At 69.4% G+C, this 22433-nt stretch carries 23 protein-coding genes; 15 read left to right on the forward strand and 8 right to left on the reverse strand.

Annotated elements, in window-relative coordinates:
* Positions 1-70 precede the first annotated feature (70 nt).
* Entirely contained in the window at positions 71-1522 is a 1452-nt protein-coding gene (locus AC3EUV_RS20520; RefSeq protein ID WP_435603529.1) for a UbiD family decarboxylase, read from the reverse strand.
* 235 nt (positions 1523-1757) lie between these two features.
* Between AC3EUV_RS20520 and AC3EUV_RS20525 the strand changes: the two genes are divergently transcribed.
* From AC3EUV_RS20525 to AC3EUV_RS20550, 6 genes are all read left to right on the forward strand, one after another.
* Entirely contained in the window at positions 1758-2300 is a 543-nt protein-coding gene (locus tag AC3EUV_RS20525) for an ATP-binding protein (protein WP_432143375.1), read from the forward strand.
* 167 nt (positions 2301-2467) lie between these two features.
* On the forward strand, positions 2468-3061 hold the full coding sequence (gene nbaC / locus AC3EUV_RS20530) for a 3-hydroxyanthranilate 3,4-dioxygenase (protein WP_435603530.1): 594 nt from the start codon (positions 2468-2470) through the stop codon (positions 3059-3061).
* Complete coding sequence (locus AC3EUV_RS20535) at positions 3051-3488, forward strand: RidA family protein (protein ID WP_435603531.1); 438 nt, start codon at positions 3051-3053, stop codon at positions 3486-3488. Before nbaC ends, AC3EUV_RS20535 begins: the two co-directional genes overlap by 11 nt.
* A gap of 35 nt (positions 3489-3523) precedes the next feature.
* On the forward strand, positions 3524-5038 hold the full coding sequence (gene hpaB, locus AC3EUV_RS20540; RefSeq protein WP_432143378.1) for a 4-hydroxyphenylacetate 3-monooxygenase, oxygenase component: 1515 nt from the start codon (positions 3524-3526) through the stop codon (positions 5036-5038).
* The gene (locus tag AC3EUV_RS20545) at positions 5028-5585 is read left to right on the forward strand and encodes a flavin reductase family protein (RefSeq protein ID WP_432143379.1); all 558 of its coding nucleotides are present in this window, start codon (positions 5028-5030) and stop codon (positions 5583-5585) included. Before hpaB ends, AC3EUV_RS20545 begins: the two co-directional genes overlap by 11 nt.
* Before the next feature lie 37 nt (positions 5586-5622).
* Complete coding sequence (locus AC3EUV_RS20550; protein WP_435603532.1) at positions 5623-8871, forward strand: AfsR/SARP family transcriptional regulator; 3249 nt, start codon at positions 5623-5625, stop codon at positions 8869-8871.
* On the opposite strand, the gene AC3EUV_RS20555 is transcribed toward AC3EUV_RS20550, so the two are convergent.
* Entirely contained in the window at positions 8768-9559 is a 792-nt protein-coding gene (locus AC3EUV_RS20555; protein WP_435603533.1) for a 2-keto-4-pentenoate hydratase, read from the reverse strand. The two genes, AC3EUV_RS20550 and AC3EUV_RS20555, sit on opposite strands and share 104 nt — an antisense overlap.
* Complete coding sequence (locus tag AC3EUV_RS20560) at positions 9556-10419, reverse strand: 2-keto-4-pentenoate hydratase (RefSeq protein WP_435603534.1); 864 nt, start codon at positions 10417-10419, stop codon at positions 9556-9558. Before AC3EUV_RS20560 ends, AC3EUV_RS20555 begins: the two co-directional genes overlap by 4 nt.
* 276 nt (positions 10420-10695) lie before the next feature.
* Between AC3EUV_RS20560 and AC3EUV_RS20565 the strand changes: the two genes are divergently transcribed.
* Positions 10696-11694 carry a pseudouridine-5'-phosphate glycosidase gene (locus AC3EUV_RS20565; RefSeq protein WP_432143382.1) on the forward strand — a complete coding sequence of 333 codons (999 nt, stop codon included), beginning with the start codon at positions 10696-10698 and terminating at the stop codon, positions 11692-11694.
* Complete coding sequence (locus tag AC3EUV_RS20570) at positions 11691-13373, forward strand: MFS transporter (RefSeq protein ID WP_435603535.1); 1683 nt, start codon at positions 11691-11693, stop codon at positions 13371-13373. The genes AC3EUV_RS20565 and AC3EUV_RS20570 overlap by 4 nt, the downstream gene beginning before the upstream one ends.
* An 86-nt stretch (positions 13374-13459) precedes the next feature.
* Here the strand turns inward: AC3EUV_RS20570 and AC3EUV_RS20575 are convergent, their stop codons facing one another.
* From AC3EUV_RS20575 to AC3EUV_RS20585, 3 genes are all read right to left on the reverse strand, one after another.
* Positions 13460-13951, reverse strand: a complete 492-nt coding sequence (locus tag AC3EUV_RS20575) for a site-specific integrase (protein ID WP_435603536.1) — start codon at positions 13949-13951, stop codon at positions 13460-13462.
* Positions 13952-14206: 255 nt separating this feature from the next.
* Entirely contained in the window at positions 14207-14974 is a 768-nt protein-coding gene (locus tag AC3EUV_RS20580; protein WP_435603537.1) for a dienelactone hydrolase family protein, read from the reverse strand.
* A gap of 243 nt (positions 14975-15217) precedes the next feature.
* Entirely contained in the window at positions 15218-15370 is a 153-nt protein-coding gene (locus AC3EUV_RS20585) for a hypothetical protein (protein WP_435603538.1), read from the reverse strand.
* A 238-nt stretch (positions 15371-15608) separates the two neighbouring features.
* Here AC3EUV_RS20585 and AC3EUV_RS20590 point away from each other — a divergent pair, with 238 nt between their 5' ends.
* From AC3EUV_RS20590 to AC3EUV_RS20605, 4 genes are all read left to right on the forward strand, one after another.
* Positions 15609-15743, forward strand: coding sequence for a hypothetical protein (locus AC3EUV_RS20590; RefSeq protein ID WP_435603539.1), 135 nt, complete (start codon positions 15609-15611; stop codon positions 15741-15743).
* A gap of 127 nt (positions 15744-15870) precedes the next feature.
* Positions 15871-16233: a MarR family winged helix-turn-helix transcriptional regulator gene (locus tag AC3EUV_RS20595; RefSeq protein WP_435603600.1), complete on the forward strand. Its 363-nt coding sequence runs from the start codon at positions 15871-15873 to the stop codon at positions 16231-16233.
* Entirely contained in the window at positions 16230-17663 is a 1434-nt protein-coding gene (locus AC3EUV_RS20600; protein WP_435603540.1) for an MFS transporter, read from the forward strand. The genes AC3EUV_RS20595 and AC3EUV_RS20600 overlap by 4 nt, the downstream gene beginning before the upstream one ends.
* Before the next feature lie 42 nt (positions 17664-17705).
* Complete coding sequence (locus AC3EUV_RS20605) at positions 17706-17999, forward strand: DUF1330 domain-containing protein (RefSeq protein WP_432143388.1); 294 nt, start codon at positions 17706-17708, stop codon at positions 17997-17999.
* A 96-nt stretch (positions 18000-18095) separates the two neighbouring features.
* Here AC3EUV_RS20605 and AC3EUV_RS20610 read toward each other — a convergent pair whose 3' ends face one another.
* Both AC3EUV_RS20610 and AC3EUV_RS20615 read right to left on the reverse strand, forming a co-directional pair.
* Positions 18096-18434 carry a Tn3 family transposase gene (locus AC3EUV_RS20610; RefSeq protein WP_435603601.1) on the reverse strand — a complete coding sequence of 113 codons (339 nt, stop codon included), beginning with the start codon at positions 18432-18434 and terminating at the stop codon, positions 18096-18098.
* A gap of 284 nt (positions 18435-18718) precedes the next feature.
* The gene (locus tag AC3EUV_RS20615) at positions 18719-20005 is read right to left on the reverse strand and encodes an MFS transporter (protein WP_432143389.1); all 1287 of its coding nucleotides are present in this window, start codon (positions 20003-20005) and stop codon (positions 18719-18721) included.
* 110 nt (positions 20006-20115) lie between these two features.
* On the opposite strand from AC3EUV_RS20615, the gene AC3EUV_RS20620 reads away from it, so the two are divergent.
* From AC3EUV_RS20620 to AC3EUV_RS20630, 3 genes are all read left to right on the forward strand, one after another.
* Positions 20116-20568, forward strand: a complete 453-nt coding sequence (locus AC3EUV_RS20620) for a winged helix-turn-helix transcriptional regulator (RefSeq protein WP_432143390.1) — start codon at positions 20116-20118, stop codon at positions 20566-20568.
* A gap of 187 nt (positions 20569-20755) precedes the next feature.
* Positions 20756-21307, forward strand: a complete 552-nt coding sequence (locus AC3EUV_RS20625) for a GNAT family N-acetyltransferase (protein ID WP_432143391.1) — start codon at positions 20756-20758, stop codon at positions 21305-21307.
* Between the two features lie 491 nt (positions 21308-21798).
* Positions 21799-22329, forward strand: a complete 531-nt coding sequence (locus tag AC3EUV_RS20630) for a hypothetical protein (protein WP_432143392.1) — start codon at positions 21799-21801, stop codon at positions 22327-22329.
* Positions 22330-22433 lie beyond the last annotated feature (104 nt).

Here is a 22433-nt window from a genome sequence, read left to right on the forward strand (position 1 = left end):
CCCCCCCCCCCCCCCCCCCCCCCCCCCCCCCCCCCCCCCCCCCCCCCCCCCCCCCCGCGTCCCATCGGAGTCAACGCTGGTGCCGGGCCAGCACCTTGGCCCGCACATCGGCGGGGTAGGCGTGCTCGAAATCGGAGGTCACCTGACGCTCTCCGGGTGCGGGGAGGAGCGCCTCGTGTACCACCTTGGTGCCATGTGCGGCATGCCGCTCTTCCTCGGTGTAGCAGGCGAGCAGCGGCAGGATCGGACCGCCTTCGAAGTAGACCTTGCGGTCCACGGGGTGGACCCGGGTGGCCAGTGCCCACATCAAGACATGCTCGTCGGCGGGATCGATGTCGGCGTCGAGCAGGAACACCTGCGGCAGGCAGTGGCCGAACCTGGCCGAGAAGAGGGTCTCGCCGACCCGGCGGGCGAACTCCTCAGGTGTGCTGCCGGGCAGTTGGTCGCGCCAGTCGGCGGGCACGGTCACCGCATACCAGTGGCCGGCGCTGTACATCGAGCCCCAGACGGTGGTGACCGGAAGGTCTGCTGCGCGCAGCGCGGCCACTGCGCCGACGGCCATGCCGATGGTCTGCGAGGTGTGGCACTCGTCGACGGGTGTGCCTTCCGCGACCAGGGGCCAGATCGGGTCGTCGCGGTAGGTGATCGCCTCCACGCTGTAAACCGGCTGGAGACTGGTTTCCGTCGGAATGTAGCCTGCGTATTCGCCGAACGGCCCCTCCACGCCGGATCGTTCGATGGAGAGATGGCCCTCGATGACGATCTCGGCACTGGCGGGGACCAGCAGATCCGACAGTTCGGCCTTGACCACCTTGAGCGGTTCATCGATCAGTGCGCCAATGTAGTCGGCCTCGTTGACATTGTCGGGCAGCGGGACACCGCCGATGAACGGAATGGCCGGGTCGCCGCCCTGCACCAGGGCGTACGGCATGGGCTTGCCGAGGTCGACCCACTGCTGCCAGACCTGGGCGATGTGCTGAGGGTGCAGGACCAGACCGGTCATGTGCTTGCCGTCGACCATCATGATCCGGGCGATGGACCAGTTGGTCCACGAACCGTCCGGGGTCTGGGCGATGATCACGCCGTAGGTGTTGGCGTAGCGGTTGCCGTCCCCGTGGTGCACGAACGGCACCGGGAAACGGGTCAGGTCCGCGTCGTCACCGAGCAGCACGTTCTGCTTGACCTCGGCCTCTTCGCGGCTGACTGACTTCGGCGGGATGCCGGGGCGGCTCCAGGTGGCGACCAGGTGGTCCACCACCTCTCGGCCGGTGGCCTCCGGCGGAAGGCCGATGCTCACCGCGACGCGGGCGAACGGCTTGTCCGGGGCGGCGCTCAGCGCGGCCGGCGAGCCGAGCAGGCGAAAGCCTTCCTCGACACCGCTCACCTTCTGAAACAGCGGTGCGGGAAGACGGCGCTCAACGCTGTAGCGCGTGTGCGCGGCGGCTTCCAGATTCCAGTCGACCTCCGTCTCGATGCGGTCGAGGTCGCCAAGGGCTTCCAGTACCGCAATGTGTTCGCGCAAATCCGAAGGGTGACGCATAGAGGGCTCCTCCCAAAGGTCGGCGGACGGGATGTCCGTGTACTGACTATCAGTGTACGCACAATGATTGCCCCGGGAAACCTGATGCGTGTCGGGCAGCGTGCGGATGCCGCATGTCAGCGCGCGGTAAGCGGCGCATCAGCCCGCCGGTGAAGCATTGCTCGTGTCCGCATCCAAGGAGCACGAGTACCGGGAGGCGGGGGAGATGAGTAACACGGTGAACACAGCACTTCGCGCGAGTGACGCGGTGAAGACAGCACTTCGCGTGGACGAGTCCGGGCTCGATGCCCTCCGCTGGGAGAGCGGCCCGGCGTCGCCCCCGGTACAGCGCGCTCCGGCCCAGCCGAGGCGGGCCTTGGATCACGCCGGGAAGACGGCTCCCCGGGCCGTGCTCGCCGTGCCCTCGCGCGAGCCGTTCGTGCGCACCTGCCGCGCCTTCGCGACGCAGGTGCTCAGCCGCTGGGGCGTTTCCGGAGCGGCGCGGGACTCCGCCGTGCTGGTCATCGACGAGCTCGCGGTCAATGCCGTCCAGCACGGCCACGCCGACACCACGGTTGTCCTGAGCCGGGTCGGGGACATCCTCTTGATCTCGGTCACCGACTCCGGGGCCGCGGTGCCCCATTCCAGGGACGGCACGGACAGCGATGAGCACGGGCGCGGTCTGGCGATCATCGATTTCCTCGTGGAGTGGACCGAGGTGCACCACACCACGGCAGGGCGTCAGGTGCGCGCGGGTCTGCGTCTCCAGCGGGACCTGTGACGGCCGGGTCGAGCCCGTCGACCGGCGGATACCGCTCGTCAGTCACATGTCAGTGCCACGTCAGCGCTTCCTCAGGCCGGTCCTGACGATGGGTGTATCAGGTCCCGCTCGCCCCGCACCGGTCTCCGGTGCGTCGGCGGGCCGCTGAACCGAGAGAGAGGTCGAATATGGCGGTAACTCCGGTCATTCTCAATCTGCGGCGCTGGATAAGCGACAACGTCGAGCACTTTCAGCCGCCTGTGGGAAACAGGGAGTTGTGGAAGGAGGGGTCCCAATTCATTTTCATGGTGTCCCGCGGTCCCAACTCGCGCAATGACTTCCACATCAGCCCGAGCGATGAAATCTTCTATCAGCTCACCGGCGACATCCGCGTCGACTATCGGGACGAGAACGGACACATGGAGAGTGTGACCGTCCGCGAGGGCGATGTCTTTCTGATGCCCGCGATGGTCCCGCACTGCCCGCTGCGGCCCGCCGGGACCTGGGGAGCGGTGATCCAGCGGGTGCGCACCGAGCAGGAGCCCGATTGCATCCTCTGGTACTGCAAAGGCTGCGGTGACCGGCTCAACGAGACATGGTTCGGGCTGTCGGACATCGAGGTCCAGGTCAAGGCCGCCATCGACCGGTTCAACGGCAGTGCGGAACTGCGGACCTGTGCGAACTGCGGCGCCGTACACGATGTCGCCGGGCCCTTCGTGATGCCTCGGAGTGCCGCAGCAGGCGGCCGTAGCCGGAAGGGAGAGCGTGGCGATGACGCGTAGTCAGGGAGGTCAGGGCGTCGTCGCCGACCAAGCGGTACCGCGTGGCAGGTATCCGCACGTCCGGCGGGCCGGCGACTTCGTCTTCGTCTCGGGAATCAGTTCACGACGTGCGGACAACACTCATATCGGCGCGGAGGCCGATGAGTTCGGCACGGTGCGGCTGGATATCCGCGCACAGACCCGCGCGGTGATCGAGAACATCGCACGGATCCTGGCCACCACCGGCTCGGGTCTCGGCGACATCGTCGATGTCACCAGTTTCCTCGTCAGCATGAATGACTTCGCCGGATACAACGAGACCTATGCGGAGTTCTTCGACTTCGACGGCCCCACGCGTACCACCGTGGCCGTCCATCAACTCCCGCACCCGCACCTCCTGATCGAGATGAAGGTCATCGCCTTCAGCCCGGCCGAGGGTTCGCGGTAACACAACTGGCTCATCAACGAAGGAGGATCGACCACATGGGTGCGCGCACTGCACAGGAGTACCTTGAGGGCCTCAATGACGGCAGAGAGGTCTGGCTCGGCGGGGAATCCGTAAAAGACGTCACTTCCCACCCCGCCCTGCGCCGCGGAGCGAGTTCGATCGGCGCCTGGCTCGACCGGCAGCACGAAGCGGAGCTGCGGGACGTTCTCACCTTTCCCTCACCCGAGTCCGGCGATCGCGTCGCCACGTCCTTTCTGCGCCCCGTGACCCAGGAAGACCTGGGCAAGCGTTCCGCGGCCTTTCTCGAAGCCGCACGGTGGAGCGGCGGAATGCTGGGGCGTACGCCGGACTATCTCAACTCGTCGTTCATGGCGCTGGCTTCCGCCTCGGAGTTCTTCACCGCGGTCAACCCCGAGTTCGGCCGGAATATCGAGGCGTACTTCCGCCATCTGCGGGAGAACGATGTCGTGCTCACCCACACCTTGGTCAATCCGTCGGTCAACCGACGGCTCACCGATCAGGGAATCCCCAGCGCACAGGTGGCCCTGCACATCGTCCGGCACACCGACCGCGGCATCGTGGTGCGTGGGGCGCGGCTCCTTGCCACGCTCGGTCCGCTGGCCGACGAGCTGGTGGTGTTCCCCTCCACCTCGCTCAAGGACGACCCGTCGTCGACCCGTTACGCCTTCGCGTTCGCCATACCCTGTGCCACCAGGGGCCTGCGTTTTCTGTGCCGGGACAGCTACGACACGGGCCGGCCGGTCTTCGACGCCCCGCTCTCCGCCCGGTTCGAGGAGATGGACGCTGTCGTCGTGTTCGACGATGTCGAGGTCCCCTGGGAGCGGATCTTCCTGCTGGAGGACCCGTCCTCGTGCAACGCGGTGCATTCCGCGACGAATTCACTGATCCACATGATGCACCAGGTCGTCTGCAAGAACATCGCGAAAGCCGAGTTCATGGTCGGGCTGCTGTGCGCGATGACCGGCGCCAATCAGCGTGACCGCGCCCCGCAGACACAGGCACAGATCGCCGAGGCGATGTGTGTGGTGGAAATGATGAAGGCCTGCCTGACCGCGAGCGAGGCCCACGCCAGGGCCGACGAGTGGGGCACGATGACGCCCGACCGGATGCCGCTGGACGCCGCCCGCAACGTCTTCCCGCAGCAGTACCAGCGGCTGGTCGAACTGGTCCAGCTCCTCGGCTCCAGTTCGCTGATGGCCACCCCCGCCCAGGCCGACCTGACCTCGGCGATCGCCGGTGACATCGACACCTACTTCGCGTTGGAGAACCTCGAATCCCCGCAGCGCATCGGGCTGTTCCGGCTCGCCCAGGACGCCGCCGTATCGGGCTTCGGCGCACGGCAGGCGCTCTACGAGCGCTTCTTCTTCGGCGCACCGGAACGGGTGGCGGGCATGCTGTTCCAGGCGTACGACAAGGAACCCCTCACCAAGAGGATCTTCGACTTCCTCGGCCGTCCGGACGGCCTCGCCGGCCTCACCGACGGTTCGGGACAGCGGGACACGGCATCGGAGGCCGATGATGGACGCTGACTCCTTCCGCCGGGCGCTGGGCAGCTTCCCCAGCGGCGTGACGATCGTGACCACCGCCGATGCGGACGGCGAGGCATGGGGCATCACGGTCAGCGCCTTCTGTTCGGTGTCCCTGTCGCCGCCACTGGTGCTGTTCTGCCCGGCGGTGTCCGCACGCTCCCACCACGTGTTGCGGCGGGCCGAGCGGTACGCGATCAACGTGCTGCGGCCCGAGCACCGCACGCTGGCCCTGCGGTGCGCGAAGGCCGGCGCCGACAAGTTCGCCCGGGCCGGATTCCGTACCGAGGGCGGAGTTCCCGTCCTGCCCAGCGCGCTGGCCAGCCTGGTCTGCCGGGCATCCGCCCGGTACGACGCCGGTGACCACAGCATCCTCGTCGGCGAGGTCGAAAGCGTCCGGGTGAGCGAGGGGCCGCCCCTGGTGTACTTCGACCGCGAGTTCCGCGAGCTGTCACCCGCGCCGCTCCTCGCACCACCCGGCATGGTCGACCGCTACCGCGACCGGCCGCTGTACGAAACGGACGGTGCCGACGGAAGCAATGCGGCGTGACAAAGTGGCCGCTGACCGGGGATGTTACCCTTCTCACATGCGAGTTCAGCTGCTCGGACGGCTGGAAGTGCGCGAGGCGGAACAGCTGGTTCCTCTTGAGGGGCCCCGGCAGCGGACCTTGCTGGCCCTGCTCGCGCTGCACAGCGGAATGGTGGTCTCGACCGACCGTATCCTCGCCGAGGTCTGGGATGAGGACGTGCCCTCGCACCCGGCGAACACGATCCAGGCTCAGATCTCGCGGCTCCGGGCGCTGCTGGGCAGCAAGCGGATCGCCACCGCAAGCGGCGGCTACACGCTGGACGTGGACCGCGAAGACGTAGACGTCTACCGGTTCGAGGCCCTGGTGGCGGCCGGACGCACGGCGCAGAAGTCCGGTGAGCCGGAGGCCGCTGCCGCCACCCTGTCCGAGGCGCTCGCCCTGTGGCGCGGGCCCGCCCTCGCCGACGTCCTGGACATGGACTTCGCCCGGACCGAAGCCGGTCGCCTCGACGAATTGCGGCTCATCGCCCTGGAGAGCCGCATCGAGGCAGACCTCGCCGTCGGCCGCCATGCCGAGGTCATCCCGGAGCTGTCCGCGCTCACCGAGGCACACCCGCTCCGGGAGCACTTCTTCGCCCTGCTCATGACCAGTCTCTACCGCGCCGGCCGCCAGGCCGAAGCCCTGCGGGTGTTCCGCAAGGCCCGCGCCCAGCTCGTCGACGAGCTGGGAGTCGACCCGAGCGAGGAACTTCAGCAGCTGGAGCAGCGGATCCTGATCCACGACGCGGGCCTGCTCGGACCCGCTTCCGCGCCGGTCCCCCAGGCAACGCCCGCGGCCTCGCGCGCCACGGGCAATCTGCGCACCCCCTTGACCAGCTTCGTCGGACGCCATGACCTCCTCGGCCAGGTGCGGCAGTTCATCCGTTCATGGCGGCTGGTCACCCTGACCGGGGCCGGCGGGACCGGGAAGACCCGCCTTGCCCTGGAAGCGGCCGGCGCCGCCGACCTGCCGCTGCCCGACGGCGTATGGGTGGTGGAGCTGGCCCCGGTCTCCGAACCGGACCGGGTCGCCGGCGCCATCCTTCAGGCTCTCGACGTCAGGTCGCAGCCGCCCCCCACCATGCAGGCGGCGCCCGCTCCGGGTACCGTCCGGCCCGCCGTCGACCGTCTGCGGCAGTACCTCCAGGAAAAGCAGCTGCTGCTGGTGCTGGACAACTGCGAACACCTCGTCGAGGCCGTCGCCGAGCTGGCGGAAGCGCTGCTGCGGGACTGCGGACGGCTGCGCATCGTCACCACCAGCCGGGAGCCGCTCGGCGTCCCCGGGGAGATGCAGCTGCCCGTACCGCCCATGCGCTACCCGGGTCCGGCCGAGCAGGACCCCGAGGCCATCGCCGGCCACGAAGCGGTGCAGCTCTTCGTGGAGCGTGCCCGGGCTGTCAGTCCCGGCTTCTGTCTGTCCGAAGGGAACGCCGTACAGGCCGGGGAGATCTGCCGTCGGCTGGACGGTATTCCGCTGGCGATCGAACTCGCCGCCGTCCGTACCAAAACGATGTCGCCCATGGAGATCACCCGCGACCTGGCCGACCGCTTCAGTCTGCTGACGGGCGGCTCCCGCACCGCGACAGCGCGCCACCGCACCCTGGCGGCGATGGTCGACTGGAGCTACGAGCTGCTGTCCGCGGCGGAGCGAGCGGTCTTCGACCGGCTGTCGGTGTTCTCGGGCGGTTTCACCGTGGACGCGGCAGCGGCCGTCTGCGCCGACCTGCCGGAGATGGCCGCGGCGGCCGTGCGGGACTGCCTCGACCGGCTGGTCAACAAGTCCCTGGTCACCGTTGAGGTGGGAAAGGGCGACCGCGCGCGTTACGAGATGCTGGAGACGATCCGGGAGTACGGCACCGCACGGCTGCACGCCACCGACGACTACGGAACGGTACGCGACCGGCACGCCGCGTACTTCCTCGCGGTCGGTGAAGAGGGCGGCAGACAGGTACGCGGGCCCGACCAGCCCGCATGGCTGGACACCCTGCAACAGGAGACGGGCAATCTCGATACCGCCCTGGACTGGCTGCTCGGACGAGGGGAGGCCGAGCCGGCGCAGCGGATGGCGGGCGCGCTCGCCTGGTACTGGTGGATCCGCGCCGAGCACCAGAGCGGTACCCGGCGGCTCCTCGCCGCTCTCGAGCTGGACGGCCGCGCATGCTCGCCCACCGTCCATGCGCTCGCGCTCGCCTGGGCGTCCCACCTCGCGCAGAACGCACACGACCTCGACGCCGCCGTACGCCTCGGCCGCAAGGCGCTGGACGTCGGGACCGCGGCCGGCAGCTCGGACTCCGATCTCGCCCTGGCCTCGGCCTTTCTGGCGCACGCGCTGATGCGCCAAGGGGAGCACGCCGAAGCCGCCCCTCATATCGCCCGCGCCTTCGACGGGCTGGACGAGGCCACCGACCATTGGGTACTGGCGAGTTCCTACCTCGTTGCCGGACTCGGTGCTTTCTGGCAGGGCGATGTCGAACGCGCCACGGAGCTGTTCACTCACGCCCTGACGCATTACCGCCGCAGCGGCGACCAGTGGGGAGTCCTGCGCGCCCTGTTCCGCCTCGGTGCGGTCAGCGAAAGCCGCGGCCGCTACCGTGAAGCGACGGCGCTCGCCGACGAGGGGCTCGGCCTGGCCCGGCACCTCGGGCTGGCCGAGATGGTCGCGGCACGGCTGGCCGACCTGGGGCGGCTGGCCATCCTCCGCGGCGAACCGGACGCCGCCCGTGACCTGTTGCACGAGTCGTTGAACACCGCTGCCTGGATCGGCGCCGAAGAGCCCGCCGCCAGTGCCCGCAACAGTCTTGGCATCCTCGTGCGTGCCGAGAAGGACCTGGAACGGGCCAGTGCCCTGCACACCAGCGCCCTGGAGTCCTATGAACGCATGGCCCTGTCCAGGGAAGCGGGGATGTCCCGGGTCTGCCTGGGCCTGGTGCTGGTCGACCTCGGCAAGACGGCGGAGGCACGGGAGTGCTTCGAGCGCGCCGTCGCCGCCGGCGAGTCGGTGCACGACCCGTGGCTGCTGACCATGGGCCTCGAAGCCCTGGCCGGGGCGGTCTGCCGGACCGAACGGCAGCGCGCCGCCGACCTGCTGGGCCGGGCACGGCAGATCCGCGAGGAGACGGGAATGCCCACTCCGACCTGGCTGGCCGACGACGTGAACCGCACCGCTAAGGCCGTGCAGAGCTCGGCGCCACCGTCACCGACGCCGAACCGAGCGACTCGACCACCGCACGCACCTGCGCCCCCGGACGCAGCGGAACCGCCGCGGTAGCACCGCCGGCGAGCACCACCCACCCCGCGCGCAGCGGCATCCCGGCCCGCCCGGTCAGCCGTGCCGCGGCCGCCAGCGAACGCCACGGGTCCCCGAGGATCGACGCGGTGGCCCCGACCTCGGCGGTCCGGCCGTCCACCTCCAGGAGCACGCCGAGGCAGTCCAGCGACGGCGGCACGGCCTGCCAGGCGCCGAGGACGAATCCGGCGGCGGACGCGTTGTCGGCCACCACATCCGCCAGCGTGAAGCGGAAGTCCGCATAGCGGGAGTCGATGATCTCCAGGGCGGGGGCGACGGCAGTCACCGCCGCGGTGATCGTCTCCGGCGGTGCGCCGGCAGGTATGTCACGTCCGATCAGGAACGCGACCTCGGGCTCGACCCGCGGATGGATGTAGTGGTCCGGTGCGATCCGGTCGCCTTCCGGGATCAGCATGGCGCTGGTCAGGCGTCCCCAGATGACCTCGTCCACGCCCATCTGCGCCATCTTCTGACGACTGGTGAAGCCCATCTTCACCCCCACCAGACGTTCGCCGCGGTCCAGCCGCCGGGCGACGGCCAGCTCCTGTACCGCGTAGGCGTCCGCGACACTCAGCGGAGCTGCTTGTGAGGGCTGCGAAGTGACCTCACCCCGCCGCGCCGCCTCGTCGAGCCGCGCGGCCAGCCTCTCCTCGGGAGTCAATCCACTCATGGCGACCTCTCAGGCGTCGTCTGCGGTGTGTGCCCAGCGTGCGCGGTCGCGCGCCAGTGCTTTCCCTTCGCGAACGCCGCCCGTACCGAACCGAGCCCGGAGACCTGTGCTTCGTAGACGGTCCCGGGCGCCACGCGGACCATGGGGCCGAGGGCACCGGAGAGCACCACATCGCCGGCGGCGAGCGGGTGGTCGGTCCTGGCCAGTCGGCGGGCGAGCCAGGTCACGGCGTTCACCGGGTGTCCCAGGCACACCGCGCCGGCTCCGACGGACAGGAGTTCGCCACCGGCCGTCAGGACCGCTCCGCTCTCCCGCAGATCCAGTCCCTCCAGACGCCGTGGAGTCCCGCCCAGAAGGAACAGGCCACTGGAGGCGTTGTCGGCGACCGTGTCGACGATCTCGATGTCCCAGGCGGCTATCCGCGAATCGACCACTTCGATCGCCGGCACCACATACGCGGTCGCCCGCAGCACATCGGCCGTCGTCGTCCACTCCTCGGCGAGGCCGCTTTCCAGGACGAAGGCGACCTCCACCTCGATACGCGGGTCGATCAACCCCGTGAGGTCGATTTCCTCGGCGTCGCACACCGCCATATCGCCGAACAGCACCCCGAAATCCGGTTGATCGACACCCATCTGCTGCTGAACTGCCGGTGAGGTCAGCCCGATCTTGCGGCCGACGAGCCGTCGTCCCTCGGACAGCGCGCGTCGCGTGTTCACTTCCTGAACCTCATACGCGGCCTCGACATCTCCAGCGCCCAGCAATGTGCGGATGGGTGCACAGGGCAGATTGCTCATACGCGCATTCCAGAGCCGTTGTGCCGCTTCCGCGATGCCGTCGCTTTCTACGCTCGGAAGCATGCTGAGGGCTCCTTTCGGGATTTCCTTGGCTTGCCCGGATTCACGGAACGGACGCCGGACAGCCACACCCTGCTCCCCGGCTCTGCTGCCGGCCTGACATGGCGCTGACACGGCGGCCCGACTGCGTGCCCGGGGGCGTCAGCCCGTCGTCAGGTGCACCTCAGCCGGCGGGCCGACCATTGTCGCCACTCTCGACGCGCACCAAGGCCACGGATGAATTCCGACAACGTGGTCGCGGACCCTCGTGTCAAGAGGAAGAAAGAAGAAGGAGGAGATGTGCACCAGTTGCTTCGCCTGAGTGATGAGGTCGAACAGGCCCTTCGGGAAGGACAGCCGGTGGTGGCATTGGAGACCACCGTCATCAACCACGGACCGCCGTACCCGGGAAATCTTGAATTGGCGTTCGCCATCGGCCAGGCGGTGCGCGAAGGGGGCGCCATACCCGCCACGATCGGTATTGCCGACGGGCACTTCGTGGTCGGGATGAGCGAAAGCGAACTTGAGCGGTTCGCCGGCACCGAGCACATTCCCAAGGCCACTACGCGGGACGTCGGGTTGATCCTGGCCTCCGGCGGCCTCGGGGCCACCACCGTGGCCTCTTCCCTGTTCATCGCCGACCACGCCGGGATTCCGGTGCTCTCGACCGGAGGCATCGGAGGAGTGCACCGCAACGCCTCGGTCTCCTTCGACATCTCCGCCGATCTACCGGAATTGACACGCCGTCAGGTCGCCGTGGTGTGTTCGGGTGCCAAGAACATTCTCGACGTGGGGCTCACGCTGGAATATCTGGAGACGCTGGGGGTGCCGGTCATCGGCTATCGGTGTGCCGACTTCCCGGCGTACTACTGCACCTCCAGCGGGTTCCCCAATCCGCAGCGGGCCGATGAGCTCACGACCTTGGCCGCGGCCATCGACCTGCACTGGGAGGCCGGGGCGACCGGATCGGTGGTCGTCACCTCGCCCATCGAAGCCGAGGACGCGCTGGACAGCGACCGCATCGAGCAGGCGGTCCAAGGCGCCGTGCAGGAAGCCGAACGCGACGGTGTGCACGGTGCAGCAATCACCCCGTACCTGCTGAAGGCCGTATCCGCGGCGACCCGGGGACGGAGTGCGGCGGCAAGCCGTGCGGTGCTGATCAGCACCGCGAAGCTGGCCGGACAGATGGCCCGCGCTCTCGCGGACCGCCAGGCAGCCGAGCGCGACTCCGGCCGTGCTCCGGGACCGGGACGGCAGGCCGGCCGGGCCGGCGACATATGGAAGCGAGTGAGACGATGACCAACCCCAGAACCAGCCCCGGCACCAGCTCCGGCGCCCGCCCGGGAACCAAGGCCGTTGTGGACCACCGCCGGCGACTCCGGCACACCGGCTCCGCCCGTACGGGAACGCTGATCACCAGCTGCCTGGCGGTGTGTCTCGCCCAGATCGCGCTGGCCATGCCCGCGACCCTGAACGGCCTGTTCCAGGAGAGTCTGCACCCGGTCGGGTCCCAACTCACCTGGATCTCCGACGCGTTCCTGTTGCCCGTGACGGTACTGGAGCTGACCTTCGGCGTACTGGGCGACCTCTTCGGCCGCAAGCGGCTGCTGGTCGGCGGCGCGGGACTGCTGGCCGTCGGCGAGGTGGTGGCGGCGACCGCCGGGGGTGTCCCCCAGTTGTGGGCGGGCCAGCTCCTCGGCGGCCTCGGCGCCGCGGCGCTGTTCCCCACCACGCTCGCCATGGTCGCGGCCGGCACCCACACACCGCGCGACCGGGCCCGGGGCATCGCGGTCTGGACCGCCTCGCTCTCCACCGGCGGCTTCGTCGCCCCCGTTCTCGGCGGCATCTCCGGAACCTACGGTTCGTGGAGGCTTTCCTTTGTGATCGTCGCCGCCTTGGGCGTGATCACCGCGCTGGTCTGCCGGCTGCTCGCCGAGGACTCCAGCTCGCCGGAGGGCCGCTCACTGGACCCGGGTGGCCAGATCACCATCCTCATTGGCCTGTTCGCCCTGCTCTACGCGGTGATCCAGGGGCCGACCGACGGCTGGGGCTCCCCGTTGGTGATCGGTGCCTTCGTCGTTGCCGCGGTGTTCCTCGTACTGTTCGTCTTCGCGGAGCACCGGGCCCGCACGCCGCTGCTGCGCCTCGACCTGTTCCGCAACCGCGCCTTCACCATCGTCTCGATCATCACCGTCGTCGGGATGTTCAGCTTCCTCGGCACCGCCTATGCGACCAGCATCCGCATCGGGGTGATCCAGCACCAGAGCCCCCTGCGGACCTCGGTGGCCTTTGTCCTGCTCGGCGGGTTCTCGCTGCTGCTCACTCCGCTCATCTCACGGCTGCTGGAGCGGGCGAACCCGCGCTGGCTGCTCTCCGGCGGCCTGCTGCTGATGGCCGCGGGCGACTTCTGGATGGCGACCCTGGACATACGGGAGACCTCACTCGGCGCGTACCTCGCCCCCCTGGGCCTGGCGGGCATCGGCTACGCGTTCAGCATCGCCTCGGTCACCGCCGTCGCCGTGAACACGGTGCCGATCCGGTACGCCGGTATGGCCAGCGCGTCGAACAGCCTGCTCCGGGACTTCGGTTTCACGCTCGGCCCGGCACTCATCGGCGCGGTCGCCCTCGGCCATGCCGCCTCGGCGTTCCAGTCCCACCTGTCGACCTCCTCGCTTGACCCGACGGCGAAGTCCGCTGCCGCAGAGGTGGCCCAGGCCGGCGGCCCGCTGGCGGTGAACTCGGTTCCGCCGGACTCTGCACCAGGCCAGGCGGTATCCCTTGCCCGGGACGCACTCGGCCAGGGCTACTCCCTCGGCTACGTGGTCTGCGGGACGGCCGCGTTGCTGTCGTGCCTGCTGGCCGTGTCGGCCCTGCGGGTGGCGGGAAGGCCACCCCGCACACCGGGGAATCGCCGGCGACGGACACCCCAGCGGCCCCGGCCCCGGGGCCGCTGTAGCCCAGTGGTGCGGGGCGGATAGCGCATCCAGCCGGGCAGCAGGCCATCCCCGCCACCGGGCGGCCCGGTGTCACTGGTCGCGGAGCGCAGCGCCTTGGTGCTGCCTGGTCAGCGCGCGGGGCAAGGCCGGCGAGGGTGCATGCGGCCACTGGCTCGGGGGATCTCGCAAGCGCTCATCCCGGTGCGAACGTTCGGCCGGCTTAAGCCACAGTCGACGCCGGGGCGGGCGTAGCGCTCCAGGGAGCGGACGGAGGCGTGGCGGGAGCGGGCCAGCAGCATCGGGGGGGAGGTGCCGTCCTCCGCGTCGTGCGTCAGGGCACTGTGACGGAGCCGGTGGAGCGTCCAGCCGTCCAGGTCCTCGATATCGTCGGGTGAGGTGAGGGGTTTGGCCAGCAGCCGAAAGACGGGCGGTTTCGCGCCTCGGCGGGCGGGTCCGGTCGGCGGCGGTTCGCCGGCGAGCATCCATCCCCACGTCGTGAGGGAGATCCGGTAGATCCGCGCGGAGGACTTCGCGATGCCCGCGCCGGTGAGGTACCGCTCGACCGCCGCGGTGTACGACGACGGCGGGGCGGACAGAGGTACGACCCGAGCGCGCGGCAACCGAAGTGCGCTTCCGCTCCCGAGTTCGGTCCCCCAGGTTCGATCGTCACGCCGTCCCGCCCTTCCAGCACGGCCGCAGTCAATGCGTACACCTCGCCCCGGCGGCCGGAATGGCCCGCCGCAGGTCGCGGTGATCACGGTAGGGGCTCTGCCGCAGTAAATCCGGTATTTACTGCGGTAGTTGTGAATACGTCTCCGCGATCGAGTAACCGCCCGAATGCGTTTCTACTGTGCGGACTTGAGGGGAGTGGACTGTCAGTGCCCGAGGCCAGCATGCTTACCTGGGTCATGCCCCAGATCCTCCGTCACGGGCAGGCACTCGGCGAGCAGGTCGACGACGTCGCGCCAGGCTCGCTGCGCGTGTTGTGGGTGGTAGCCGACGCCGGGGCGCACGGTGTGGTCGACCGGTGGGTGGTGGAAGGCGTGCAGGGCTCCGCCGTAGACCGCGAGGCGCCAGTCGACGCCCGCGGCCTGCATCTCGGCGGTGAACGCGTCCCGTTGCGCGGGCGGCATGATCGGGTCTTCCGACCCGACCCCGGCCCATACCGGGCAGCGGATGCGTGCCGCCTCGCCCGGTCGGCCCGTAGTCAGTGCGTTGACCGTCCCGATCGCGCGCAGGCTGACGCCGTCGCGCCCGAGTTCCAGCCCGATGGCGCCCCCGGTGCCGTAGCCGATGGCGGCGATCCGGTCGGGGTCGCTCCGCGGTTCGGCGCGCAACACGTCGAGCGCCGCATGGCCGATGCCCCGCATCCGGTCGGGATCAGCGAGCAGCGGCATGCAACGGGCCAGCATCTCCTCGGGGTCGTCCAGATAGCGCCCGCCGTGGAGGTCGAAGGCCAGCGCCACGTATCCCAGCTCGGCCAGGGCATCGGCCCGGCGGCGCTCGACGTCGCTGAGCCCCGTCCCCTCGGGCCCGATCAGGACCGCGGGCCGGCGGTCGGCACCGGCCGGGAGCGCGAGGTGCCCGATCATCGTCAAACCGTCGGCCGGATACTCGACCGTACGCGTCGTAATCGTCGTCATGAGACGGGACTGTAGTGATCGTCGAGCCCGGTCCGGCCGGTGTTCTGCTGCCGGCAGAACAGCGGGGGTATCCCTCTGAAATACGGCGAGGGCTCACGAGAACGGTCACAAACCCCGTCCCCACGGCAGCGCTATCGGATCACCTGCCCGGGCCACGGTGTTGGAGGCTGACCCTCGCAGCAGGATTCTGGGGTATACCGGCGCGCTCCCGTGAAGGGTGTCACCAGCTGGTTCCCTCACGGTTCAGGCGGCCTGGCCGAGGCCGGCGGCGGTCAGGTCCTGCTCGCGGAGCGGGGTGACGCCGACGTCGAGTTTCGGGTCGTACTCGTACGCCTCGGGCTGGATGCCGAGTTCGTGGGTGCTGCACTCGCCGAACCGGCTGATGTGTTCGGTCAAGTACGGCGAGATGTGCGCCAGGTCTTCCGGGTCGGACTCTGTCGGGAATCTTGAGGACGGACAGTCAACGATCGTGACGTTGCATCAGGCTTGTGGGAGCGTTCTGCCCATGTCCCCCAGGAGCCTGACATGTCCCTCCAGCCCCGTCCCGGAGTCGAGATCCCGGCGCTGACCGTGCGGGTCGCCCGGGCCGGCAGCCCCCACGGCACCACTGGAAGACCCCGGCTTCCACCACAGCGTGCGGTCCGACTTCCGCGACCGGCTCGCCGAGGGCGACCGCGCCGACCGGCTGCTGGGCCTGGCACTGACCCGGATCCGGCGGGCCGGCCTGCTCAAGGGGCGCGCCGCCAGCGCCAGTCGACCATTTCCATAAACCATGAATATAAAACTGCTATGCTTCGAGCATGAGTCGTCAAGACACCGCTCCTGGCGCGTCCGCCGCCATCGGGGCAGCCCTCTACGGCCTGGCCACCAGGGCCGCGAGACGCCTGCCCCGGGACATGAGCCTGACGTCCGCCGCCACCCTGGCCACCCTGGACCGGACCGGCCCGCGGCGCATCACCGATCTGGCCGCGGTCGAGGGCGTCACCCAGCCCGCGATGACCGCCCTGGTCCGGGTGATAGAGGAGTCCGGCCTGGTCGAGCGGCGGGGCGACGCGTCCGACAAGCGGGTCACGCTGGTGTGCCTGACCGAGGCCGGCGCCTCCTATGTCCGGACGCGGCGCCAGGCGGGCGTCCACGCGTTCGAGCGGTTGATCGGCGAGCTCACCGGCGACGAGGTCGAGGCGCTGGTGGCGGCCCTTCCGGCGCTGAAGCATCTGGCAGAGCTCGAAAGCCAGGACCGCGAAGGGCCGAAGCAGTGACCGGGCAGCCGGTCGGCGGGGTCGCGGTGAAGGCGTTCCCGGTGGCGCGTTCCGAGGCGCGGCTGCTGGTCCCCGCGCTGATGTTCATCGCTCTGGTCGTGGCGGCGGTCGCCAGCCTCGGGACGCCGCTCATCACCAGCGTGGCGACCTCGTTCCACGTCTCGCTCGGCAGCGCGCAGTGGACGCTGACCGTCGCGCTGCTCAGCGGCGCCGTCGCCACGCCGGTCCTGGGCCGGCTCGGAGCCGGCCCGCACCGGCGGGCCACGATCCTCGCCACGCTGGCGGTCGTCGTCGCCGGCGGCGCGCTCACCGTGCTGCCGCTGCCGTTCGCGTGGCTGCTGGCCGGCAGGGCGGCCCAGGGCGTCGGGCTCGGGCTGACGGCGCTGATGATGGGCGTGGCCCGGGACCACCTCTCCGAGGAGCGCAGCGCGGCCGTGATCGCCCTGATCTCGGTGATCTCGATCATCGGGGCAGGCGTCGGCTACCCGCTGGCCGCACTGCTCGCCGAGCTCGGCGGGGTACGGGCCGCCTACGGCCTCGGCCTGGTCGTCACCGCCGCCGCCCTCCTGACCGCGTGGCGCTCCATGCCCGAAGCCCCCGAAGGCCGCTCCGCCCACGTGGACGTGGCAGGCGCGGTCGTCCTGGCCGCTGCGCTGCTCCTGGTGCTGTTCCTCGCCGGCGAACGGAATCTGTGGAGCCGGCACCTCGCCGTGGCGGCGGGCCTCGCCGTCGTCGCGGTGGTGCTGCTCTGCGTCTGGACCTTCATCGAGCTGCGCAGCACGACGCCCCTGGTCGATGTGCGGGCGGTGCGGCACCCGGCGGTCGCCGGGGCGAACCTCGCCATGTTCGTCGGCGGGATCGGCATGTACCTCCTGCTCACGCTCATCACCCGGTACGCGCAGACGCCGCACGGCGCCGGCTACGGCTTCGGGCTGACGACCTTCGTCGCCGGGCTGGTCCTCATCCCGTTCTCGGTGCTGGGGTTCGTCGCCGGCAAGCTCACGCCGCGGGTCCGGACGCGGATCGCCGACCCCCTGCTCCTGGCCGGCAGCGCCGTCGTGGTCGGCGGCGGGTTCGCCCTGTTCGCGGCGGCCCGGTCGGACCTGGCCGAACTGTTCGCAGCGATGGGCGTGCTCGGCTTCGGCGTCGGCGGCTTCTCGGCCGCGATGCCCGGCGTCATCCTGGCCGTCACCCCCAAGAGCGAGACGTCGAGCGCCATGAGCTTCAACTACGTGGTCCGCAGCGTCGGGTACTCCCTGGGCAGCGCCATCGGCGGCCTGATCCTCGCCGCGGGCACCGGCCCCGGCCACCTCTTCCCCGACGACAGCGCCTACACCACCGCGGCGCTGGTCGGCATCGGCGCCATGGCGATCACGACGCTGACAAGCCTCGCTCTCGTCCGCCGACGCTCGTCCGAGACCAACCCGTAAGTCCCGTAAGTCAGATGCACGCATCCCAACACTGGAGGTTCCATGCCCAAGGGCTACTGGGTCAGCGTCTACCGCACCATTTCCGACCCTGAGAAGCTGGCTGCCTACAACAAGCTGGCCCGTCAGGCCGTCGAGCCCTGGGGCGGTCGGACCCTCGTCCGTGGCGGTCGGGTCGTGGCGTATGACGCCGGAATCGCCGAGCGCACCGTCCTGGTCGAGTTCGACAGCTTCGAGCAGGCCGTCGCGGCGCGCGAGAGTGCGGCCTACCAGGAGGCGCTGGTCGCCCTCTCCGACGGCGTCGAGCGCGACTTCCGCATCGTCGAAGGCCTCGACTGACCGAGGTCCCGTCGGATCTTCACTGAAGAGCAGCAGGATTCTGGGCTATACCGGCCCGCTCCCGTGAAGGGCGTCACCAGCTGGTTCCCTCACGGCTCAGGCAGCCTGGCCGAGGCCGGCGGCGGTCAGGTCCTGCTCGCGCAGCGGGGTGAAGTCGACGTCGAGTTCCGGGTCGTACGCCTCGGGCTGGATGCCGGGTTCGTGGGCAATGACACCGAGGTTGCCGAAGCCAATCCACTGGGAGAACCGGTTGAACGGCTCGACCTTGTTGGTCGCCGCGGTCACTCGTCGGCGAAGCGGCGCGTCCGAGAGGCAGCGCAGGAGCTGGACGGTGCGGATCACGCGGCCGACCTCGCGGAAGGCGGCGTAGGTGGCGTTCTTCCTCGACCCCGAGCGCAGGCGCTTGAGCAGTGTGGAGGAGGAGATGCTGAACATCACCACCAACGACACTGAGCCGAATGGCGACGGCCGACGGATGCTCAGGGCTTCAAGATCATCCCGTTGCCCCTTTGGCGCGTATCTCGGTCACACCCCGTCGACGCCCGACCAGGGAGGTGGGGCGGGGCAGACCCAGTGCACCGTCGGGCAGCCTCGTATCCGACCGGTCACTCGCCGCGCAGCCTCGGGGCGTTGACCGCCGGGTGTGGTGGCGTGCGCGCTGTGCCGTCGGGATCGCGAGCTCCGGCGGCGAGAACGCTCAGGCTTCATTCACTGAGAGGTCAACTTGGGGCGGGGTCCGGGGTGTTGTGCCGGGTGAACGCCCACAGGATGAGCCCGAGGGAGCTGAACGCGGCACCCAGTGCGCATACGGCGCCCCAGCCGGCCACCGCGTAGAGGGAGGTCGCGGCGAGGGCGCCAGTGGCGCTGCCGATCGAGTAGAAGACCATGTAGCCGCCGATCAGCCTGCTGCCCGCTTCCGGGTGCAGGGCATAGATCAGGGCCTGGTTGGTGACATGGACCGCCTGCACGGCGAGGTCGAGCAGGAGCACCCCGAGGACCAGGGCCCACAGCGAGCTGCGGGTGTAGGCCAGGGGCAGCCATGAGGCGGTGAGCAGGGTCAGGGCGATGCCGGTGGTGAGGCGGGAGAGTCCGCGGTCGTTCAGGCGGCCCGCCGTGGTCGCGGCCAGGGCGCCGGCGACACCGATCAGCCCCAGCGCCCCGATCGCGCTGTGGGGCAGGCGGTAAGGGGCTTCGCTGAGCGGCAGTGCGACGCTGCTCCACAGGGTGCTGAAGGCGGCGAAGATCAGCAGACCGAACAGGGCCCGGAGCCGCAGTAGTCGTTCCCGTGCGAACAGGGTGATCGTGGAGCGCAGAAGCTGTCCGTAGCGCAGGGGTGCCGGCGGAGCGGCGCTGTGACGGGGCAGTACTCGGTGCAGAACCAGGGCGAGGAGAGCGGTGACCGACGCCGAGGCGAGGTAGACGGAGCGCCAGCCCATGAGATCGGCCATGAGGCCGGATACGGTGCGGGCGAGCAGGATGCCGATGACCACGCCGCTGGTGACCAGACCCACGACCCGTCCACGCCCGTCGGGTGGGGCCAGTGAGGCCGCGAAGGCCACCAGCGTCTGCGTGACGACCGCGAGAAGCCCTGTCGCGGCCATGCCCGCGAGCAGGAGCGCCGCGGAGTGGGCGGCGGCCACCACGCCCAGCGCTGCCACCAGGAGCAGCAACTGGGCCACGATGAGCCGTCTGCGGTCGGTCGTGTCGCCCAGCGGCACGAGGAAGAAGAGCCCCAGCCCGTATCCGATATGAGTGAGGGTGACCACGCTGCCGACGAGTGCCGGGCTCATGGCGAGGTCGCGTCCCATGGTCACCAGGAGCGGCTGGGAGAAGTACACGTTGGCCACCGCCGCTCCACAGGCGATGGCGAACAGGATGACGACGCCACGGGGCAGGGCAGGCGCGGAACCTTCCCCGCTTCGGGCCTCGGGACGGGGCGGGCGGCACCGGCGCCGTGACACCGCCTCACCTGTGCCGGGACCGTGGCCGGGTCGGTTGCCGTGCATCGGCGGTTCCCCCTGAATCTGGTTTCATCTTGCTACTAATGGTGACGGGGGTGACCGTAGGGCTTTTGGTAGCATGTTGCAACCGTTTGATGGATGAGGGTGAGGGCGCCATGGTGACCAGGACGCGTTTCGACGACAGCGAATGTCCCGTCGCCCGGTCGGTGGACGCGATTGGCGACTGGTGGTCCCTGCTGATCGTGCGGGACGCCTTCGACGGAAGCCGTCGCTTCGGCGAGTTCCAGCGCAGCCTCGGCGTGGCCAAGAACATCCTCACCGCGCGCCTGCGCACCCTGGTGGCCGGCGGTGTCCTTGAATCCGTCCCCGCCTCGGACGGCAGTGCCTACCGCGAATACGTACTCACGTCGAAGGGCGAGGCGCTCTTCCCCGTCATCGTGGCGCTGCGGCAGTGGGGTGAACAGCACTTCTTCGCCCCCGGTGAAGCGCACTCCCAGTTGGTCGACCGTCGGCAGGGGCATCGCCTCCGCGCACTTGAAGTGCTGTCCGCGGACGGGCGACGACTGAACCCGGACGACACCACCGTCCATAAGATCTCCGCCCAGTGATCTGAGCCGCGAACCAATTCGATTGAGACGGGACAGCGACACACGCAGACATCCGCCGGAGACGCGATCCAGCGATGGCCACACCTGTTGCACTCGATGCGGTGCGCTGCACCGCCGCTGCCCGAAACCCGATCCAGGCCGGTCAGATTGGTCGTAAGTTCATGCCATGACGACGACCGTTGACAAGATGGACTACGAGTTCCGCACTGCCCGGCCTGAGGACACCGAGGCCATCGATGCACTCGATGGGTCCTTCACCACCCGCACCATCTTCCGCGTGGCCGTCACCGAAGACGGGTTCGCCCTCCAGGAAATCCCGGTGGACCCGCCCCTCCACAAAGTCTTCCCGGCGGAGGACACCGACGACGGCGACAGCCCTGCGGGCGAGGAGGATCCGAACAGCCGCACCTTTGTCGCCGTCGGCGCTGACGGTTGTCTGGCGGGCTTCGCCGCTGTCTCCTACGCTCCGTGGAACGGGCGGATGACCATCGAGGACATCGAAGTCGCTCCGGTCCATCGGGGCCAGGGCGTCGGCCGTGCCCTGGTGGGCCACGCCGCCGAGTTTGCCCGTGAGTGCGGTGCCAGGCACATCTGGTTGGAGGTCACCAACATCAACGCCCCAGCGATCCACGCCTACCGGCGTATGGGATTCAGCTTCTGCGGACTGGACATGGCGCTCTACGACGGCACACCCTCATCGGGCGAGCAAGCCCTGTACATGAGCATGTCTTGCCTCTGAGCCGCCGGCAGGCCGGTGACGGCAGGAGCCGATACGTCGCCCGGCGCGACCCTCGTACGTCCTCCACGCAGGTGTCCGTCGTACCGTGCGCTGTGTCGACCAACTCCTGCTCACCGATCACGTCCCGGTCCAGCTCGTGCTCCGGTCTGCTCCAGCCGCAGGAGCACACCGCGCGCAGTGCGGCCGCCCGCGGCCCGCGCGCGACCTGGCCGTCGTAGACGCTCCACTGCGACCGACCCGGCTGCCGAGCCGGTGCTGCCCGACGGGGTCGCCGGGCCGATGCCGGACCGGGACGCGGCGGTCGCGGGCCAACCGGGCACGAGGTCGACCTGCTTGGGAGTGGCCTTTAGGTGGATGAGGAGCTTGGTCTTCTGCGGACGGCAGACAACGCGAAGTTTCCACTATCGGGATTCGCCAGCCCGCAGGCCGCTCGGAGGGCTACCGTACGGACATACTGCGCTTATTGCTGCGGACACCTGAGGAGGAGTCCTGTGTCATCACCCTGTGACCCCAAGTACGCTCCCGCCGGCGACGTGGGCGCAGCGCTCATGATGATCGACTCTCGGCTCAAGGCCGTCTACGACAACAAAACCGATACCGACCTTGAACAGCAGCAAATGATCGACCAGTTCGCCGCGTCCCTGGGGCCTACGGGGGTCGATGCGCTGCTGGACGGCGCGTGCACGTTCATTTACATGTGCATGAAGTGGCTGCGGACGGCCTGCGAGGAACACGACAAGGACGTCATCGAGTACTCGGTGCCCGCCCTTGTGGCCACGATGCGCATGATGCCCAAGACCTTCCGTCCCGAGGTCATCCCCACCATGGCCGGCCTGCTCGTCGCCGCAGGCACCGGCCTGAGCCCCAACTTGTGGCGCGCGCAGTACGGACCCTGGACCGAGGCTGAGATGAATCCCCTGGAAGCTACGGCCGTCCTGCTCGCGGAGCACATCAACCGGATCGCCGGCGACCACGACTTCGCCACCCGCTTGATCACCGAAGCCCTCTCCAGCTCGGACTGAGGCCGACGTGCAACAGCTTCGCTGCTCAAAACCTGCTCCTGACCTCCGCACCTGAAGGAAAGAAGCTTCGCTCCCCTCCCCCACGCTCTCGTCGAGCAGGCCGC

Source organism: Streptomyces sp. bgisy130 (assembly GCF_057708345.1).

Coding starts and splice junctions, on each gene's coding strand:
- AC3EUV_RS20615 (WP_432143389.1), bottom strand. CDS start 20,005: ATGCACGGCAACCGACCCGGCCACGGTCCCGGCACAGGTGAGGCGGTG.
- AC3EUV_RS20620 (WP_432143390.1), top strand. CDS start 20,116: ATGGTGACCAGGACGCGTTTCGACGACAGCGAATGTCCCGTCGCCCGG.
- AC3EUV_RS20605 (WP_432143388.1), top strand. CDS start 17,706: ATGCCCAAGGGCTACTGGGTCAGCGTCTACCGCACCATTTCCGACCCT.
- AC3EUV_RS20555 (WP_435603533.1), bottom strand. CDS start 9,559: ATGAGTGGATTGACTCCCGAGGAGAGGCTGGCCGCGCGGCTCGACGAG.
- AC3EUV_RS20545 (WP_432143379.1), top strand. CDS start 5,028: ATGGACGCTGACTCCTTCCGCCGGGCGCTGGGCAGCTTCCCCAGCGGC.
- AC3EUV_RS20550 (WP_435603532.1), top strand. CDS start 5,623: ATGCGAGTTCAGCTGCTCGGACGGCTGGAAGTGCGCGAGGCGGAACAG.
- AC3EUV_RS20610 (WP_435603601.1), bottom strand. CDS start 18,434: ATGTTCAGCATCTCCTCCTCCACACTGCTCAAGCGCCTGCGCTCGGGG.
- AC3EUV_RS20535 (WP_435603531.1), top strand. CDS start 3,051: ATGACGCGTAGTCAGGGAGGTCAGGGCGTCGTCGCCGACCAAGCGGTA.
- hpaB (WP_432143378.1), top strand. CDS start 3,524: ATGGGTGCGCGCACTGCACAGGAGTACCTTGAGGGCCTCAATGACGGC.
- AC3EUV_RS20570 (WP_435603535.1), top strand. CDS start 11,691: ATGACCAACCCCAGAACCAGCCCCGGCACCAGCTCCGGCGCCCGCCCG.
- AC3EUV_RS20560 (WP_435603534.1), bottom strand. CDS start 10,419: ATGCTTCCGAGCGTAGAAAGCGACGGCATCGCGGAAGCGGCACAACGG.
- AC3EUV_RS20580 (WP_435603537.1), bottom strand. CDS start 14,974: ATGACGACGATTACGACGCGTACGGTCGAGTATCCGGCCGACGGTTTG.
- AC3EUV_RS20625 (WP_432143391.1), top strand. CDS start 20,756: ATGGACTACGAGTTCCGCACTGCCCGGCCTGAGGACACCGAGGCCATC.
- nbaC (WP_435603530.1), top strand. CDS start 2,468: ATGGCGGTAACTCCGGTCATTCTCAATCTGCGGCGCTGGATAAGCGAC.
- AC3EUV_RS20595 (WP_435603600.1), top strand. CDS start 15,871: ATGAGCCTGACGTCCGCCGCCACCCTGGCCACCCTGGACCGGACCGGC.